Below are 17,880 nucleotides of genomic sequence, written 5' to 3'. Positions count from 1 at the left end.
CCGGTCATGGCACGGGACTTCTACGAGGTGCTGGGCGTGTCGCGGACCGCGAGCCAGGACGAGATCCAGCAGGCATATCGCAAGCTCGCCCGCAAGTACCACCCCGACGTCAACAAGGACCCCGGGGCGGAGGAGCGTTTCAAGGACCTCAACGAGGCATACAGCGTCCTGTCGGACCCGAAGACCCGGGCCCGTTACGACCGCTTCGGCGAGGACTTCCGCAAGATCCCCGAGGACTTCGACGAACGGGTCGCGGCCGGAGCGGGCGGCGGCTTCCGCGCGCGGAGGACCGCGGGCGCGGGCGGCCCCCGTGTCCGGTACACCACCGGCTTCGGCGACGACTTCGGAGCGGAGGGCATCGACATCGAGGACCTGCTCGGCTCCATGTTCGGAGCCGGCGCCGCCCGAGGTGGCGTCCCCGGAGCGGACCAGGAGGCCGAACTGCCGCTCACCGTCGAGGAGGCGTACCGAGGCGGCCGTCGCACCGTCACGCTCGCCGGTCCCACGGGGCAGCCGCGGCGGTACGAGGTCGACGTGCCACCAGGTGTCACCGACGGGCAGCGCATCCGGCTGTCGGGCGAGGGCGGCCGGGGCAGTGGTGACGCCGCCGCGGGCGACCTGTACCTGCGGGTACATATCCAGCCCCACCCCCGGTTCCGGCTGGACGGCCGCGACGTGCACGTACAGGTCCCGGTCGCCCCGTGGGAGGCGGCCCTGGGTGCGACCGTGCCGGTGCCCACCCCCGGCGGCGGCACGGCCAAGGTCACGGTGCCCGCCGGCTCGTCCAGCGGCCGGCGGCTGCGGCTGCGCGGCGAGGGCATGCCGAACCCGCGAGGCGCGAACGGCGACCTGTACGCCGAACTCCGTGTCATGGTGCCTCCCGCCCTCGGCGACCGGGAGCGCGAACTGTTCGAGGAGCTCGCCGCCACCTCCTCGTTCGACCCCAGGAGGACGCGATGAACGACCGACCCGCGGGAGCGGCAGGCATCGGCCGGGCCGGCGTGGGCGACCGTCCGGTACGAACGGGCGCCGACATCACCGCCTCAACGGCGGTCCGGTACGCGCTCGTGCCTGTCCCCAGGCTCTCGCTGGACACCGTGGCCCGTCGCTCGGGCCTCCACCCCGATCTGATCCGCCGGTTCGTCGCCCTCGGCCTGGTCGACGCCGAACGCGACTCCGCGGGGCGACTGGTGTTCGACCCCACGGCCCCGGCGGTCCTCGCCCGTATCCAGCGACTGCGCACCGGACTCTGCCTCAACTACGCATCCATCGGCCTGGTGCTCGACCTGCTCGACCGCATCAGCCTGCTCGAAGCCGCCCTGCGCGGCCGCGGCACGAGGAGTGAAACACCCCCATGGACATGAACCGTCTCACCCAGAAGTCCCAGGAAGCCCTGCAGGAGGCCCAGAGCGCGGCCGTCCGCATGGGGCAGACCGAGGTCGACGGGGAACACCTGCTGCTCGCGCTTCTCGATCAGGAGGACGGTCTGATCCCGCGGTTGCTGCAACAGGCCGGCACCGAGCCGAAGGAGCTGCGCGCTGCCGTGCGCGAGGAACTCTCCCGCCGTCCGAAGGTCACCGGCCCCGGCGCGGCACCCGGCCAGGTCTTCGTCACCCAACGCCTCGCCCGCCTGCTCGATGACGCCGAACGGGAGGCCAAACGCCTCAAGGACGAGTACGTGTCCGTGGAGCACCTACTGCTCGCCCTGGTCGAGGAGGGCTCTTCAACCGCCGCCGGGCGACTGCTCAAAGAGGCCGGCATCACCAGGGACTCGTTCCTGAGCGCGCTCACCCAGGTCCGCGGCAACCAGCGCGTCACCTCCGCCAACCCCGAAGTGGCCTACGAGGCTCTGGAGAAGTACGGCCGCGATCTCGTCGCCGAGGCCAGGGCCGGCAGGCTCGACCCGGTCATCGGGCGGGACGCCGAGATCCGCCGCGTCACCCAGATCCTCAGCCGCAAGACCAAGAACAACCCCGTCCTCATCGGCGACCCCGGCGTCGGCAAGACCGCCATCGTCGAGGGCCTGGCCCAGCGCATCGTTCGCGGCGACGTCCCCGAAGGACTCCGCGACAAGACGGTGTTCGCCCTCGACATGGGCTCCCTGGTCGCCGGCGCCAAGTACCGCGGTGAGTTCGAGGAACGCCTCAAGGCCGTGCTCAGCGAGGTCAAGGCCGCCCAAGGGCGCATCCTGCTCTTCGTCGACGAACTGCACACCGTCGTCGGCGCGGGCGCCGCCGAAGGGGCCATGGACGCGGGCAACATGCTCAAGCCGATGCTCGCCCGCGGCGAACTCCACATGATCGGCGCCACCACCCTCGACGAGTACCGCAAGCACATCGAGAAGGACGCCGCTCTCGAACGCCGCTTCCAGCAGGTCCTGGTCGACGAGCCGAGCGTGGAGGACACCATCTCCATCCTGCGCGGACTGCGCGAACGCCTCGAGGTCTTCCACGGCGTGAAGATCCAGGACACCGCGCTGGTCTCCGCGGCCACCCTCAGCCACCGCTACATCACCGACCGGTTCCTGCCCGACAAGGCCATCGACCTCGTCGACGAGGCGTGCGCCCGGCTGCGCACCGAGATCGACTCGATGCCCGCCGAACTCGACGAGATCACCCGCCGCGTCACCCGCCTGGAGATCGAGGAGGCGGCCCTGTCCAAGGAGACCGACCCCGCCAGCAAAGCCCGACTGGAGGAACTGCGCAGGGAACTGGCCGACCTGCGCGGCGAGGCCGACGCCAAACACGCCCAGTGGGAGGCCGAACGGCAGGCCATCCGCCGCGTGCAGGAACTGCGCCAGGAACTGGAGCAGGTCCGCCACGAAGCCGAGGAGGCCGAACGCGCCTACGACCTCAACCGAGCCGCAGAACTGCGCTACGGCCGCCTTCAGGACCTGGAGCGCCGGCTCACCGCAGAGGAGGAGCAACTGGCCGCCAAACAAGGACAGAACCGGCTGCTGCGGGAGGTCGTCACCGAGGAGGAGATCGCCGAGATCGTCGCCGCCTGGACCGGCATCCCCGTCGCCCGTCTCCAGGAGGGCGAACGCGAGAAACTGCTGCGCCTCGACGAGATCCTGCGCGAGCGGGTCATCGGCCAGGACGAGGCCGTCAAGCTCGTCGCCGACGCCATCATCCGCGCCCGCTCCGGCATCCGCGACCCACGCCGCCCCATCGGCTCGTTCATCTTCCTCGGCCCCACCGGCGTCGGGAAGACCGAGCTGGCCAAGACCCTCGCCCGGGCCCTGTTCGACTCCGAGGAGAACATGGTCCGCCTCGACATGAGCGAGTACCAGGAACGTCACACCGTCAGCCGGCTCATGGGCGCACCGCCCGGATACGTCGGCTACGAGGAAGGCGGCCAGCTCACCGAGGCCGTACGCCGCAAGCCGTACTCGGTCGTGCTGTTCGACGAGATCGAGAAGGCGCACACCGATGTCTTCAACACCCTGCTGCAGATCCTCGACGACGGCCGCATCACCGACGCTCAGGGCCGCACGGTCGACTTCCGCAACACCGTGATCATCATGACGTCCAACATCGGCTCCGAGCACCTCCTCGACGGCGCCACCGCCGAGGGCGAGATCAAGCCCGACGCCCGCGCCCTGGTGATGGGCGAGCTGCGCGGGCACTTCCGCCCGGAGTTCCTCAACCGCGTCGACGACATCGTGCTGTTCAAGCCGCTCGGTGAGCGGCAGATCGAGCGCATCGTGGAACTGCAGTTCGACGAACTGCGCCGCCGCCTCGCCGAACGCCGCATCACGGTCGAACTCACCGATGCTGCCCGGGAAGTGATCGCCCACCAGGGCTACGACCCGGTGTACGGGGCCCGCCCGTTGCGCCGCTATATCTCCCACGAGGTCGAGACGCTGGTCGGGCGGTCCCTGCTACGCGGCGACGTCCAGGACGGCGCGACGGTCCGCGTCGACGCCGAACACGGAGAGCTGGTGGTCACCTACGACCAGCCCGAGGACGTGAAGGGAGCGAGGGCGGCATGAGCACGATGCAGGCGACGACCGTCAGTTGTCCGAACTGCGGGCGGACCAACCGGGTGCCCGTGTCCGCGGAGGGCCGCCCCAAGTGCGGCCACTGCAAGCAGCCCCTACCGTGGATGGTGGACGCGGGCGACGACGACTTCACCGAGGTCGCCGAGCGGGCCGACGTCCCCGTCGTGGTCGACCTGTGGGCCACCTGGTGCGGCCCCTGCCGCATGGTGAGCCCCGCGCTGGAGAAGGTCGCCGCCGATCTCGCGGGAACGATCAAGCTGGTCAAGGTCGACATCGACAAGAACCCGCGCCTGGCGCGGCGGTTCGAGGTCCAGGCGGTACCGACGCTGCTGGTCCTCGACAAAGGACAGGCCATCGCCCGGCAGTCGGGTGCCGCGCCTGCCCCTGCCCTACGGCGGTGGGTGGAGCAGTCGATCGCGGGCCGCGCACCGGCCGGGAAAGGGTGATCGGCCATGACCGTACGAACGGACCCCCACCTCGCCCTCGTACGCCCCGTCGCCCCGCGTGCCCCGGGGTGCGAGGAGTGCCTGGCCATGCGTTCCCCCTGGGTCCACCTCAGGCTCTGCCTGACCTGCGGGCACGTCGGCTGCTGTGATTCCTCGCCGAACCGGCACGCCCGCCGTCACGCCGCCGCCGACGGCCATCCGATCGTGGCGTCGCTGGAGCCCGGCGAGGACTGGCGGTGGTGCTTCGTCCATGAGGCGTTCGTGTGATGCCCGGCGACGAGACGCGGCCCGGCGCAGCGCCTGTGCCGGACGGGGCGGAGGAGAGCGTCCCCTTCGAGACGCCCGACATCTACGGCGCCTATCCCCGCCTGTCGGACGACCAGATGGCCCGCCTGGCGCAGCACGGCTGGCGGCACGTGGTCGACGCCGGTGACGTGCTGATCCGGGAGGGGGAGCGGTGCGAGACGTTTTACGTCGTCCTCAGTGGTTCGGTCGCCATCGTCGAGGGCTACGGCACGCCCGATGAACACCTGCTACGCGTGCACGGTCCCGGCCGCTTCATCGGCGAACTCGGCCTCCTGAACGGACAGGTGGCCTTCTACACCGCCGTGGTCAGGGAGCCCGGCGAGATTCTCGCCCTGTCCATGGACCAGCTGCGTGACCTGGTGACCCGTGACTCCATCCTTGGTGATGTGGTGCTGCGCGCCTGCCTGGGCCGCCGTGCTCTGCTTGTCGGGCAGGGCGCCGGTTTCCGCATCATCGGCTCGCGCTATTCGCCCGACACCCGGCGGCTGCGCGAGTTCGCCGCCCGCAACCGGCTGCCGCACCGCTGGATCGATCTGGAGACGGACGAGGAGGCCGAGGCGCTGCTGCGCCGCTTTGCGGTCGGTCCGGAGCAGACGCCGCTGGTGATCTGGCGGGACACGACCTTGCTGCGCAATCCGAGCAACGCCGAACTGGCCCGGTTCATCGGCCTGCCATCCCTGCCGTCGAGCAACGGCCACGGCGATCTCCTGATCGTCGGCTCCGGTCCGGCCGGTCTCGCCGCCGCGGTGAACGCCGCCTCGGAGGGCCTCGGCACGACCGTGGTCGAGGCGATGGCCACCGGCGGCCAGGCCGGGACGTCCTCCCGCATCGACAACTGCTTCGGTTTCCCCTCCGGCGTCTCCGGCGCCGAACTCACCGAGCGCGCTGTGCTCCAGGCGGGCAAGTTCGGCGCCCGGATCAGCGTCCCGGCGGAGGCGGCCCGGCTAGAACCGCGGGGCGGCCACTACGCCGTCAGGTTCGCCGACGGCAGCGAGATCACCGCCCGTACCGTCGTCCTGGCAACCGGCGCCCGCTACCGCCGCCTCCATGTGCCCGGCATCGAACCGTTGGAGGGCGCGAGCGTCCACTACTCGGCGACCCTCTACGAGGCCCAGCAGTGCCGTACCGACCCGGTGGCGGTGGTCGGCGGCGGCAACTCCGCAGGTCAGGCCGTGCTCTTCCTGGCCGGGTACGCACCGCAGGTCTATCTGCTCGTCCGTGGGCCGAGCCTCGAGGCGCACATGTCCCGCTACCTGATCGATCAGATCGAGCGCCACGCGCGTGTGCGCGTACTGCTGCACACCGAGATGACCGAGGCACTCGGCGGCAAGGCGCTGGAGGCGGTCACCGTGGTCGACCACCGTACGGGAGAGCACCGCCACCTCGCGGTGCGGGCCCTGTTCGTCTTCACCGGCGCAGACCCTCACACCGAGTGGCTGTCCGGCGCGCTCGCCCTCGACGCGCGTGGCTACGTGCTCACCGGCGCGGAGGCGCAGGCGTGCTCCGTTCCCGAACTGTGGCAGAGCCAGGGCCGCGACTGTCTGACGTTGGAGACCAGCCTGCCTGGCGTCTTCGCTGCCGGCGACGTCCGCAGTGGCTCGGTGAAGCGTGTGGCCTCCGCGGTCGGCGAAGGCGCGATGAGCATCCACTTCGTGCACCGCTACCTGGGTCACACGGCCGCGCACGGCGGCACCGACAGCTCCCCGTACACCCGTCCGAAGGAGTCCGCTTGGCTCGCGTGACGCCCAGCGGGCGAGGAGATCACGAGAAGGAGGCGATGGTGATGACCATGCCCGTCCGGCGCCCCCGCGGTGGCGCAGTGCAGGACAGGCCCCTTGGCTGGGCACGCGATCCGCTGACGCAGTTCGACCAACTGCTCGGCGAGATGAGCGGACTGATCGAATCCACGGTGGGAGGCGTGGCGCCCGCAATCGCGTGGACACCCCTGGCGGATGTCACGGAGTCCGACGACGCCTTCCACGTCGAGATCGAACTCCCCGGCGTCAAGAGCAAGGACATCGACGTCGAAGCCAACGGCCAGGAGTTGGTGGTCACCGGAGAGATCAAGGAGAAGGAACGCAAAGGCGTCCTGCGCCGGAGCACCCGCCGCACCGGAGCCTTCGAGTACCGGCTGCGGCTGCCCGGAGAGGTCGACACCGAAAAGATCAATGCGCAGATGTCGGACGGGGTGCTCGCCATCACCGTCCCTAAGGCCGAGGTCGCAAAGCCCCGGCACATCGAGATCAGCGAGACGAGTGAAAGCACCGAGAGCAGCGGCTGAGACGCGAACGCCGCGGTTCCGGGCCCATCCGGCACTGCGGCCGGGTCGGCGGGCCTCGACACCCGGGGCGGCTCATGGATGACGTCCCGCGTCACAACCCCTCACGGCGGCGGAGACTCGGCACGCGGCTCCCCACCGGCTCCCCACCGGCTTCCTTCCGGCGCCGCAGACGCCAGGCGCACAGCAGCCGAAGGGGGAGCCAGTCCCAACGGCGCTCGTCGGCCCATGTCCGCCTGGTCCTCGCGGCCGAATGCCCGTGCCTAACGCTCGGCGGCCCGGGGGTTGCGTCCATGGAGATGGTGTACGGGTTCGACCTGATCCGGGGGTTCGCTCCGGCATCGGGATGAGGCCTGCATAGACGAACGGCCACCGGCTGATCTTCGAAGTGTCGAAGCCAGCATCGGCCGGTCCGCCGAGCACGCCTGCGACGGCGGGCAGCTCAGGAGCTGTCGTTGTCCTTCGGACAGCCGGCCCAGCAGTCCGGCCCCCATGGCTGGCCTCTCCCTGGTTCGTGCCCATCACAGAAGTCAGCTCTCGGGTTCTCCCTCCGCTGCCTGGAACGACTTGGTCCAGGTTCGCGCCGCATTGGCAGTAGGACTGCTCGACCAGCTCATCATCCTCGGGCACCGCCATGCCCCGGCTAAACGACGGAGTGACCGGCCTGATCCGCCAGGCGCCCGACGAACTGCCGGAGGCACTGGAGGCCGTGGGGACTCAACCCTGCGCAATGCCGCGAGAGCGTCGTGGACCGGTTCCAGCCGGACGCCATGGCGGCCGGCTAGGAGGCGGTGTATCTGCGGCTGGCCATCACAGACCCAAAGCCTCCGGCAGTATCCGCCGATGAACAGGGCGCCGCTGCGGCCAAGGACCTGCAGCCCGTGGCCTGAGGCCCCTGCCTGCGCGGGTATGGCGTTGCAGATGTGCGGCGCCATACCCGCCGCTTGTCGGAGACTGAGCTACGCTCGGCATCCACCGACGTCAGCGTCTGGTCCTTGGAGTACCGGTGCCACGGCTGCGCTCTCCGGCTCTTGCGGTCACGGATCAGGGGGCTGCCACTCGAACATCAAGATCGTGGCGTCGTCGCTGAGTTTGTTGTGCCGATGCTCGAGGATGGCGTGGATGAGCAGGCGCAGCGCTTCCGGGGCGCTCTGCCCTGCTGCGGTCGACCGGATGATGTAGTCGGTGAAGCGTTCCAGGCCGAACTCTTCGCCCGCCTCGTCGCGTGACTCTACGACGCCGTCTGAGTAGAGCAGTATTCGGTCACCGGGTTCGAGGCTGACCTCGTGCACCTGACGGACGGTCCCGGCGAGACTGATGGGCAGACCCAAAGGAGGCTCAGGTGGCCGCTCCAAGGCATTGTGGAGCAGGCGGTGGCGACGGATGAGCAACGGAGGCGGGTGGCCGCAGTTGCACCAGCGCAGCACACCGGTGGGCATGCGCAACTGGGTGAAGACACCCGTGCAGAACTGCTCCGGAAGCCACTTGGCCAGCGCCTCGTCCACGGTGCCCGCGAGTTCGTTCAGGTCTGCCCCGCTGCGCCGGGCGTTACGGCAGCCTGCCATGGCGACAGAGGTGGCAAGTCCGGACGCCAGGTCGTGCCCCATGCCGTCAAGGATTGTGGCGTGCAGAACGTCCTCGGTGAACGCATGGTCGAAAGCATCGCCGCCCAGTTCGTACGCAGGCTCCAGAACCGCCGTCGAAACGACCCGCCCGGTGCCGATCGATCGGGGAGGGAGAAAAGCCCTCACCATCTCTGAGGTGAAAACCTTCCGCAGTTGATCGTCAGGCTGCGGGAGGTTCGGCGGTGACCTGGTAGCCGAGGTCGCGGAGTCTGGCCAGGTGGTGGGCGGCCTGGCGGTCGGGGGAATGGCGCCGGGTGAAGTAGTCGGCGCCCAGGTCCTGGTAGGGCTGGCCGCGGTCGAGCATGTGGTAGATCGCGACGATGATGGAGTGCTCCACCGCCTTGAGGGCGCGGGCGTGTCCGCGGCGGGGTTTGATCCGCTGGTACTGGGCGTGCAGATAGCTGCCCTTGGAGCGGATCGCGGCCATGGCGCACTCGTGCAGGGCGGCCCCGAGCCATTTGGGTCCTTTGCGGGAGCGGCCGGTGCGGGACTTGCCGGCCGATTCCCAGTTGCCGGGGCAGACCCCGGCCCAGGAGGCGAGGGCCTTGGCCGAGCCGAAGCGGCTCATGTCCGTGCCGATCTCGCCGGTCAGCATCTGGGCGGTGCGCAGGCCGATGCCGGGGATGGTGACCAGCAGCTGGAGCTGGGCCAGGTGCGGGGCCAGGACGGCTTCGATCTCCTCGCCGAGGCGGGTGATCGCCTCGTCCAGGTACTCCAGTTTGGCCAGGATCTCCGCGACGAGCACCCCGTGGACGTGGCCGAACCGGCCGTCCAGGGCCCTGCGCAGGAGCGGGATCTTGGAGCGGAGCCTGCCTTTGGCCAGGTCGGAAAGGACCTGTGGGTCACGGGTGCCCTCGGTCAGGGCGGCCATCATGGCCCGCCCGGAGACGCCGAGGATGTCGGTGGCGACCGAGGACAGTTTCACCCCGGCGTCCTGCAGGACCTTGTCCAGGCGCTGGGCCTCGCGGCCGCGTTCGTCGATCTGAGCCTTGCGGTAGCGGGTGAACATCCGCGTTTCGCGGATGTCCCTGGGCGGCACGAAACTCGGTTTGACCAGCCCGTGCTGGATGAGCTGGGCGATCCAGGCCGCGTCGGCGACGTCGGTCTTGCGCCCGGGGACGTTGTGCATGTGCCGGGCGTTCAGGAGCCAGCACTCGGCCGCGTCCTCCAGCGCGTAATACACGGGCTTCCAGTAGACGCCGGTCGATTCCATCCCGATCAGGGTGACCTGATAGGCCGTCAGCCAGTCGCGCAGCGCGAGCAGGTCCGGCCAGGTGGTGCCGAACGTCTGGGTGACTCCCTCGGGCGGTTCCTCGGGGACGCGGACGTTGGCCACCACGGTGTCGCGGTGGACATCCAGCCCGGCACAGCGTTCGACGATCTCCTCCATGACTCCTCCCCTGTGGTGCCTCGGACGGCGTCGCCCGCCCCGTGGGAGGCCCCCTTCTCGAAGAGTCTGAGGTTCGTGCTCGCAGCAACCACATCACGTGCCCCGGACCACCCGCGCCACACTGTTGATCGGGCTCCAGGGCACCACAGAGTCCCGGCGTCAGCGGGGCGTGCACCACCCAGTTTTCATCCACCGCAGGAGGCACGACAAGGCCCGGGATCACTGTGGGCAAGTGCATCGGCCTGGTGCGCATGCGCTGTGCGATGGTGTCGCTGTAGGTGCGCTTGGATGTGATGATCAGTGCGAGGAGCAGCGCCGTCGTTCGACACCGCCGTAGCTTGAGCCCGTCCAGGGTGCTCATGTTCAGCTCTACGACACCCAGCCGCTCCGCCCCGTCGGCCAGGGGCAGCCATACCTGCAGACCGCCGGAGGGGCCTTCTTCCACCCGGAGAGAGTCGGTGCGGTAGGCCCATCCGGCCAGCGAGGTGTCGAGCTCCAGTTCCGGCTCGCTTTCGACAAGCGGCACCAGCAATCTTTGCTGGATGTCGACCAGATAGATAACGGCCCTGCCCAGACCCACGGCCTCGGCATACCGGTTCAGGACCACGGGCAGTTCCGCAGGTGATGCCAGCTGGGCTGCTCTGACCAGTTCCTCCAGCAGCCGCTCCCCGGACCCGACGGACATGTTCCTGTCCATGCCTTCGATGATCCCTGCGAGGTCGAGCCGCCACAATCTGAGCTCTGGGACACCCGGGATGCGGACCGATCAGCCTGGGGTGCTGGGGCTTGCCCTTGCGGATCGGTCGGGCTTCGGGACCGACTTACGACACCAGCCGGTAGGGGATCGTGCGGATCCCCGCAAGCCTCACAGCGGTCAGCTCCAGCAGCCGGCGGGTGCCCGCCGCGGTCTCGGCCAGCTCACCGACCAGGACCGCTTTCGGGAGCACCTTGGACGTGGACGAGGGCCTGCGGCGAGCCAGCAGATGGTTGCGGCAGCCGAGGAAGCAGAGCGCGCTGACGCTGTTTGGCCGTGGTCTGCACCGCCTGGTCCGGTCGCCACTCACAACAGGAGGTCGAAGACGGCTCGGGTCTCGTCCCAGTGCTGGGTCTGGGGGTTCTTCAGGTCGGGGTGGAGGATCTTGAAGCACTGAGCAAGGGCCAGGCTGAGTCCGCCGATGATGTCCGGATAGGCCGCCTCGGTCTCCTCGTCGGGCGTGCGGTCCAGAGCAGGGTGGGTGGCGAGCTGTTCCAGGATCGGTTTGAGTTCTACATCCTGGTCGATCTTCCGGAAGTGGTGAATGCTCTCCTGCAGGCCTTTCGTGATCGGTAGGTCACAGGTCCGGATGATGTCGCGCCCGTTGGCCTTGGCAGTGGCCTGGGCGACGGTCAGCAGGTCATAGAGCTTGGCGTCGACGAAGTCGCTGTAGCGCTTCAGATCGTTCTTGTCGACGTCCAGCCCCGCGGCCGCGCGGAAGAACCTTTCGAACCTGGCGATGGACATCACGGTCATGACGGCAACCTCCGGCTGCGGGGCCGGGGTGGCTCCCGGCCCCTGGGCTTCCCATTCAGCCTGGCCGACAGGGCGCGCGAACGCATGCGCATGTCGGGCTCAATTAGCCTCCCTGTATTGCCCTGCCAGGCCCAGGTGTCCGGCTGCCCGGGGTGTCGGACGGGCGTGCGGATCGACAGCACGGCGAACACCGTGTCGCGGAGCGGCCCCACGTAAAGGGTGACCCCAGATGTCACTGCACACGAGGCCGAACGCCGCGGTGGCGAACACGCCAGCGATCGCTCGGGAGCGGCCGGTGAACAGCACAGCCACGGCCGGTTGACGCGGACCATCCCACCTAGCAGCCGCAACCGCCCGTAGACATGCGGTGCCTCGCTGGTGTACTGGATCTCCCGGGTGGCAGGGTGTTGCCGGACTCCGGGAATCGCGCTCCGAACACGCCGAGGGCCGCTCCCCTCAGCCGGTGGGCGGCGCGCATCAGGCCGAGCATGGGCAGCGACAGCAGCGCGATGTGCTCCGGTGGGCCGATCATGGCGATGACGGGGCGGATGCTGTCCAGGTAGGGCCGGGTCCGTGACCCTCTCTTCAGTCGCTTCGCGACCTCCGTTGGCCATCACGGATCGGCCACGAGGACGACGTCGAGCCGCGGCCGCTGGGGCTGACAGCCGGCGCTGGGGGGTGTGGTCATCGATCGCCCTGTACACGAGGGTGCCGGTTTGTGAGTGTAGGTCGGCCCGGGATCGCGCGTCCGCCGAGCGCGGCGCCTCCAGGAGGCGGCGGCGCGGCCGACGCGACCCGGCAGAACGTTCCGGCTAGGCTCACATTCGTGACGTGGCTGCGGGCCTTCGGGGAGGTCGTGCGATCCGGACTCACGATCGAGGAGACGCGGCTGGAACCTCTACTCGCGCTGCGTACGGCCGCTGGGGTGGCCATCGTCATCGGGCCGGCGCTGTGGCTGGTCTCCCCTGCGTATGCCGCATCCGCCGCCCTCGGTGCCTACTCCGCGGGTGGGGCCACCTTCCAGCGCACCTGGCGTCCACGCAAGGTGATCGCGCTCGGCGCGGGCGCGGGTCTGGCGCTCAGCACCTTCGTGGGCTACCTGGCGGCGGGGCGACTCGTGACGTTCTTGCCGCTGCTGGCCGTATGGGCCTTTGCCGCGGGAATGGCGTGGGCCGTCGGATCGACCGCTGGGATCGTCGCAGCGACGACCGTGGGCAGCATGCTGGTGACCATCACCCTGCCCACGAGCGTGGGGCGAGCCCTGGAGCACGCCGGGGTCATCGCGCTCGGGGGCGTGACGCAGGCCGTGCTGATCCTGCTGTTCCCGATCCGCCGTTGGGGGGCGCATCGTGACGCGCTCGCCGACGCCCTGGCCGCCGTGGCGGACTACGCCCGCCGGCTGCGGCACGACCCGACGGCCGCGTTTGACCCGGAGCCGTTGATGACGGCCCGGGACGCGGCCGCCGTGACGCCGTCACAGGCCCGAACCCGTCCCCCCGTCCTGCACGGCCCCCGGGGACTCGCCGAGCGCATTCGGCCGGTCGTCGCCGCGCTCGCCGACCCGGATGTGGGCGCCCCAGCGGAGGGACCCGGGCGGGACCGCGCGCGGGAGTTGCTCGACGCGGCCGCCGACGTCCTGGATGCGGTCGCCCGTTCGATCCGCCGCGGCACTCCCGCCGAGGTGCGGCCCGGGAGCGTGGACGTCCTGCGCGTCGACGAGGAGCACGAGGTGCTGGAGGGCCCCGCGAGGCAGGCCGCCGAGCAGCTCGTGGAACTGCTCGGCGAGGCGTTGGAGGTCGCCGGGAGTGGAGGCGCGCGCGGGAGGGCGCCCACGCTGCCCGGCCCCGCGGGCGCCGAGTTCCTGGTGCGCCCGACGATGTTCCGGCTGGTCCCGGTCGTCGTCCGGGCGGTCCGCCGTGAGCTCCGCCGGGACTCGCCCGTGTTCCGGCACGCCGTCCGCCTGGCGGCGGTGGCCACACTCGGCTATCTGATCGCCGCCCGGCTCCCCCTGGGCCACGGCTACTGGGCGCCCATCGCCTCGGTGATGGTGATGCGGCCGGATTTCCACCGGACGTACGCGCGTGCGGTGGCCCGTCTCGCCGGGACCCTGGCGGGGGTCGCGCTCGCCACCGTGATGGTGCAGGCCCTGGGACCGGATGCCCATGTGTTCGGCGCGCTGGCAGTCGTCTCGGCGGGCCTGTCGTACACGCTGAACCGTACCGGCTACGCCTACTCCCAGTGCTTCACCGCCGCGTACGTCGTCTTCCTGCTCGGCATGGGCGGCCAGGCGTGGGAGCAGACGGTCCCGGAGCGGGTGGTGCTCACCCTGCTCGGCGGGGCCCTGGCAATGCTGGCGTACGTGGTGTTCCCCGCATGGGAGACACCCCGGCTGCCGAGCCGGCTTGCGGACTGGCTCGCCGCCAACGGCCGCTATGCGGCCGCGGTGCTCCGCAACTACGCCGAACCGACCCGGGAGCATCACGCCGACATGCGCAGGGCACTGCTGGCCAGCAGGGAGGCACGTGCCGCCTGGCAAGAGGCATACGACCGGGCAAGGCAGGAACCGGTTCGCCCCAGGGGGCTGACGTCGCGCGAGGCACAGGAGGCGCAGGAGGCGCTCAAGGGGTTCGGCCGCGCGGCGATGCTCATGGAGAGCCACGTCCCGCGGGCCGACAGCCGTGTCGTCCCCGAGGCGGAGCGGTTCGCCGACGCCCTGGAGACGGACACCGCGAAGGCGGCAGTCGCCGTGCGCGAGCACAGGAATCCGGACTGGGGACGCGTGGAGGAGGCGCTCCACGCGTGGGAGGACGCCGCCAGCAATGGGAGCCCGGTCGTGCGGCGCGAGGCGGAACTGCAAAAGCAAGCCTTGGAGGACCTCGCGACGGCCGTGAGCCGCACCCCCCTGGAACGGGACGTCGGCTCTGCTCGCGAGGAGCAGCGAGTGCGGGCGGCCGCGGCGGCGGAGGGCGACGGATCAGGAGCCGCGCACCGGAGTGGGTGACGAAGTCGGCGACGGAGAGCGCCGCGCCTCCTGGAGCGGGAAGTAGTCTCCCGGCCGCGTCGAGCGCCGCCACACGTACACCGCTGTCGCCATCACGATGATCAGCCCCGCCAGGATGAGCAGTTCGATCCCCTCGACGTTCCACCGGAAGGACTTCTCCGCCTCGGCTGTCACGATGAGCACCCTGCGGATGCCGGCGATCAGGCCGACGACTAGGAAAGGCTCCGCGTCGAGGGTCTGGTTCCTGATGGTGAGGCGGACGGTGTGGAGCAGCTCGGCCACGATGAACAGCACCAGGCTGCTGTCCAGGGCGGAGAGAACGACCGTCTCCTCGTGGTACGGCCCCTGGAGCAACCGGATGACGTCATGGACGACCCCGACGGTCAGGATCCCCGCGAGCAGTACGAGGAGCGCCGCGACGACGAGGTGGATGCCGTCCTCGATGAGCTGCAGGAGGCCCTGCACCCGGCCGCCCTCGAGCTTCGGCAGAATGGGTCGCACAGTCAGCATGCTAGGGGTGCCCCGTCCCGCAGGCGCGGCGTGCTGCCGAACGGGTGGACGAGCGGATCCCTCCCTGTGTTGGCAGCCTGGGGGAAGCGGCGAGGCGCGACATCACCGAGGCCTACCAGGCGGCAGGGCAAGGGTTGTGAGGTAGCCCGACGCGGACACGAACGGCAGGAACTTGCGGCCCATCCTGGCGCCGACCCGGGGTCTGCCCTCCGATGCGGCCCGGGACCTTGCCTCCGGCCTGCGGGAGGAACCGCGCCACCGCACCGCCAGGGGCATCCGCTGGCAGACGGACACCGACGGCGCCCCTGGCGGCGAACGAGCAGGTCGGCGTGGCCGACGTGGCCGAAACGTCGGCACCCGCCTGGAGGACGGCGACTGGGCCACCAGCGTCTTCTTCACCGAACTGCCGAGCCGGGCGGAGCACAACCCGGTCCGCACCGAGGCCGACCCTGAGCACAGGGTCGCACTCCGTGGCGGGCGCACCGTGCCGGGGGACGCGAGTGCACTGGAGGTGTGTGATGAGTGCTGACCGCTCCCACGAGAGCCGTGATGGTCACGTACTGGTCCTCGATGCTGGCTCTTCGAGCCTTCACATCGCTCTGTTCGCGGCGGACGGTGAACGGGTGGCGGATCGAGACGCCTCGGAGCCCCCGGGGCCTGCTGTGGCGGCGGAACTGCGGAACTTCCTCAGCGAGGTGCCCGTTCCTGCGGCGGTTGGTCACCGCATCGTCCACAGCGGCCCGCACCTGACTGGACATGCGCTGATCGACGCACGCGTACGGGCTCTGCTGGCGGACGTCGCCGATCTCGCGCCGTTGCACGTGACCCCTGCCTTGCATGTGGTCGATGCCGCACGAGAACTCCTGCCCGACGTTCCTCATATCGCCTGCTTCGACACCGTCTTTCACAAGGATTTGCCGGCACAGGCGCGCACGTACGCCGTGCCGGAGCGATGGCGAGCCGAATACGAGCTGCGCCGGTACGGCTTCCACGGGCTTTCCTACTCGTGGGCACTGCAGAGGACGGCGCAGGCCCTGGGCCGACCCGTCGACAACCTCCAGGTCGTGCTCGTGCACATGGGCGGCGGCTGCTCGGCCTGCGCCGTGCGGAACGGACGCAGCGTGGACACCACCATGGGCCTCACTCCGCTGGAAGGCCTGGTGATGAGTCGGCGCAGCGGCAGTCTCGACCCCGGCGCGCTGCTGTGGCTGCAGCGGCGGCACGGTCTGAGCACGGACGAATTGGATGACACACTCCACCGGCATTCCGGTCTGCTCGGCCTCTCCGGTACCTCGGGAGACACCCGGGACCTGGTGCGCGCCCGCGCGGAGGGTGATGCCGCGGCCGCGTTGGCGCTGGCGACGTTCACACTCAGCTGCCGCAGGGGCATCGGCGCGATGGCCGCCTCGCTGGACCGGCTGGACGCCCTGGTCTTCACCGGGGAGATCGGCGAAGACCAACCTGAGGTACGCGAGGAGATCTGCTCGGCCCTGACTGTTCTCGGTGTTCGAGGCGGGCTGCTCGTCCCCGAACTGGCAGATTTGATGCGGGAAGGCCACCGACGCATCGATCAGGCGGTGAGAGGTGTCCCGGTCCTCGTGGTCGCAACCGGCGAGACGCAGCAGATCGCCGCCGAGACCCGACGAGTGCTCGGCGGCATGTGACTGGCCAATGCAACTGCCAGCACGTCCACACTTACCTGGCCCGCGCCAAGAACCGGCCTCCTGTACCTGGACAGCACAGAGGAGCGGCGACGTCTGGTCCTGCACGCCGCCCCCCGTCAGGGGCACGGGGCTCGAGGGCCACTGGCCCCCATCAGAGCCCCATACCTCCCCTTCGACGCCAATGAGGACATCCTGAGCCGCATGTTCACCGACTGGCTCGCCGCCCTCAGCATCCCGGTGCTGGTCTCACACGAGGCTTCCACTCGTAGCCCTACGTCGACATCGTTCGGGCGCGCACCGCCCGCGATCGGCGCCCCGGAGAAACACCGGAGACTTCGACTGCTCCGGCGACGACATCCAACGCGACTGGGCGCACCAACTGCTGGGCTGACGTCAAGCGGTGGCCCGGGAGGGCCGGAAGGGATCAGGCCGACGCTCGACGATCCGGACCCGTGCCCCGTTGTTCATGGGCCTCCAGCGCCAGGGCGAGGCCGAGAAGTACCCACCGCCGTCGTGAAGGAAGAGCTCCACGAGGGGTGGCTGGCGCACGTCCTCGTCCGGGCCGCGGCCGGTGCGGGGCCGCTCGTCGTGGGCAGCCGCAGGCGCTGTGCCGTGGTCGGCCCGCACACGGGGCCGGTCGGGCACGCTCTGATCCACCACGTGCACTGCCCGGTCGCGCTTGTGCCGTACGACTGAGTGCTGTTCGACATGTTCGTCGTCGACAGTGGGAACAGGAGACGCCCGAGCCACAGAGGCCGCGTGTCAGCAGGTCAGCGTTCCCTCGTTCGCGCAGACAACGGTCCACCGGTGGGTGCGCGTTGTACAGCCACGACCGCGGGCCCATACCGCCCCCATGACGCCCGTTCGGACCGCAGCGACTGCTACTCCAGCGGTAGGTCGATGCCGTCGAGCGTGAGGTGGCCGTGTTTCCTTTGCTCTCCGGGTTAACCCAGGCGCCACATCGACCGCCTGTCTGCTGATACCGACGCATCCGGCAGCAGTTCCCAGTGCAGATCTCCTGAGCTGTGTCGCCGTTCCGATGAGCATGTGGCCAACCGATCCAGCGCAGCGATGAGCTCCGCGGGAACGAGTCCGCAATCGCGCGATCCGCTCCAACTCGGGCACATCCTGGACCAGCGGAGGCAGC

14 protein-coding genes and 2 pseudogenes are annotated in these 17,880 nt (G+C 69.9%); 11 read left to right on the top strand and 5 right to left on the bottom strand.

The features are described from left to right. Positions 1 to 6: 6 nt before the first annotated feature. From AC5WRT_RS12260 to AC5WRT_RS12230, 7 genes are read left to right on the top strand one after another with little or no spacing between them, the layout of a single operon-like run. Positions 7 to 960 carry a DnaJ C-terminal domain-containing protein gene (locus AC5WRT_RS12260; RefSeq protein ID WP_071381402.1) on the top strand — a complete coding sequence of 318 codons (954 nt, stop codon included), beginning with the start codon at positions 7 to 9 and terminating at the stop codon, positions 958 to 960. Beyond that, a complete protein-coding gene (locus tag AC5WRT_RS12255) occupies positions 957 to 1,364 on the top strand; it encodes a chaperone modulator CbpM (protein ID WP_071381401.1) in 408 nt (135 codons plus the stop codon). The genes AC5WRT_RS12260 and AC5WRT_RS12255 overlap by 4 nt, the downstream gene beginning before the upstream one ends. Beyond that, positions 1,355 to 3,994, top strand: coding sequence for an ATP-dependent chaperone ClpB (gene clpB / locus AC5WRT_RS12250; RefSeq protein ID WP_071381400.1), 2,640 nt, complete (start codon positions 1,355 to 1,357; stop codon positions 3,992 to 3,994). The genes AC5WRT_RS12255 and clpB overlap by 10 nt, the downstream gene beginning before the upstream one ends. Next, a complete protein-coding gene (gene trxA / locus AC5WRT_RS12245; protein WP_071381399.1) occupies positions 3,991 to 4,449 on the top strand; it encodes a thioredoxin in 459 nt (152 codons plus the stop codon). Before clpB ends, trxA begins: the two co-directional genes overlap by 4 nt. A 6-nt stretch (positions 4,450 to 4,455) precedes the next feature. Next, positions 4,456 to 4,716: a UBP-type zinc finger domain-containing protein gene (locus tag AC5WRT_RS12240; RefSeq protein WP_071381398.1), complete on the top strand. Its 261-nt coding sequence runs from the start codon at positions 4,456 to 4,458 to the stop codon at positions 4,714 to 4,716. Beyond that, a complete protein-coding gene (locus AC5WRT_RS12235) occupies positions 4,716 to 6,497 on the top strand; it encodes an FAD-dependent oxidoreductase (protein ID WP_496100217.1) in 1,782 nt (593 codons plus the stop codon). The genes AC5WRT_RS12240 and AC5WRT_RS12235 overlap by 1 nt, the downstream gene beginning before the upstream one ends. 41 nt (positions 6,498 to 6,538) lie before the next feature. Continuing rightward, positions 6,539 to 7,036 (top strand): Hsp20/alpha crystallin family protein, encoded by a 498-nt coding sequence (locus AC5WRT_RS12230; RefSeq protein WP_071381512.1) that lies wholly within the window; start codon positions 6,539 to 6,541, stop codon positions 7,034 to 7,036. Between the two features lie 1,034 nt (positions 7,037 to 8,070). Here the strand turns inward: AC5WRT_RS12230 and AC5WRT_RS12225 are convergent. The 4 genes and pseudogenes from AC5WRT_RS12225 to AC5WRT_RS12210 form a co-directional block, all read right to left on the bottom strand. Continuing rightward, positions 8,071 to 8,793, bottom strand: a pseudogene (locus AC5WRT_RS12225) (PP2C family protein-serine/threonine phosphatase); the annotation flags it as partial. A 25-nt stretch (positions 8,794 to 8,818) separates the two neighbouring features. Beyond that, positions 8,819 to 10,048, bottom strand: a complete 1,230-nt coding sequence (locus AC5WRT_RS12220) for an IS110 family RNA-guided transposase (protein WP_496093160.1) — start codon at positions 10,046 to 10,048, stop codon at positions 8,819 to 8,821. Positions 10,049 to 10,809: 761 nt separating this feature from the next. Then, positions 10,810 to 10,983, bottom strand: a pseudogene (locus tag AC5WRT_RS12215) (ISNCY family transposase); the annotation flags it as partial. A gap of 125 nt (positions 10,984 to 11,108) precedes the next feature. Continuing rightward, the gene (locus AC5WRT_RS12210; RefSeq protein ID WP_071381394.1) at positions 11,109 to 11,558 is read right to left on the bottom strand and encodes a DUF1931 family protein; all 450 of its coding nucleotides are present in this window, start codon (positions 11,556 to 11,558) and stop codon (positions 11,109 to 11,111) included. A gap of 826 nt (positions 11,559 to 12,384) precedes the next feature. Between AC5WRT_RS12210 and AC5WRT_RS12205 the strand changes: the two genes are divergently transcribed. Continuing rightward, a complete protein-coding gene (locus AC5WRT_RS12205; protein ID WP_071381393.1) occupies positions 12,385 to 14,559 on the top strand; it encodes an FUSC family protein in 2,175 nt (724 codons plus the stop codon). Here AC5WRT_RS12205 and AC5WRT_RS12200 read toward each other — a convergent pair. Next, positions 14,533 to 15,069, bottom strand: coding sequence for a phosphate-starvation-inducible PsiE family protein (locus tag AC5WRT_RS12200; RefSeq protein ID WP_071381392.1), 537 nt, complete (start codon positions 15,067 to 15,069; stop codon positions 14,533 to 14,535). The two genes, AC5WRT_RS12205 and AC5WRT_RS12200, sit on opposite strands and share 27 nt — an antisense overlap. Positions 15,070 to 15,241: 172 nt before the next feature. Here AC5WRT_RS12200 and AC5WRT_RS12195 point away from each other — a divergent pair, with 172 nt between their 5' ends. The 3 genes from AC5WRT_RS12195 to AC5WRT_RS12185 all read left to right on the top strand — a co-directional run bounded on the left by AC5WRT_RS12195 (position 15,242) and on the right by AC5WRT_RS12185 (position 17,429). Then, a complete protein-coding gene (locus AC5WRT_RS12195) occupies positions 15,242 to 15,598 on the top strand; it encodes a hypothetical protein (RefSeq protein WP_071381391.1) in 357 nt (118 codons plus the stop codon). A gap of 94 nt (positions 15,599 to 15,692) precedes the next feature. Beyond that, entirely contained in the window at positions 15,693 to 16,733 is a 1,041-nt protein-coding gene (locus AC5WRT_RS12190; RefSeq protein ID WP_496093161.1) for an acetate/propionate family kinase, read from the top strand. A 513-nt stretch (positions 16,734 to 17,246) separates the two neighbouring features. Continuing rightward, positions 17,247 to 17,429, top strand: a complete 183-nt coding sequence (locus AC5WRT_RS12185) for a universal stress protein (RefSeq protein WP_071381389.1) — start codon at positions 17,247 to 17,249, stop codon at positions 17,427 to 17,429. The last annotated feature ends 451 nt before the right edge of the window (positions 17,430 to 17,880 follow it).

Source organism: Streptomyces sp. NTD91 (assembly GCF_059510455.1).
The sequence above is the reverse complement of the archived record's forward strand: the minus strand, read 5'-3'. Positions and strand labels throughout refer to the sequence as shown.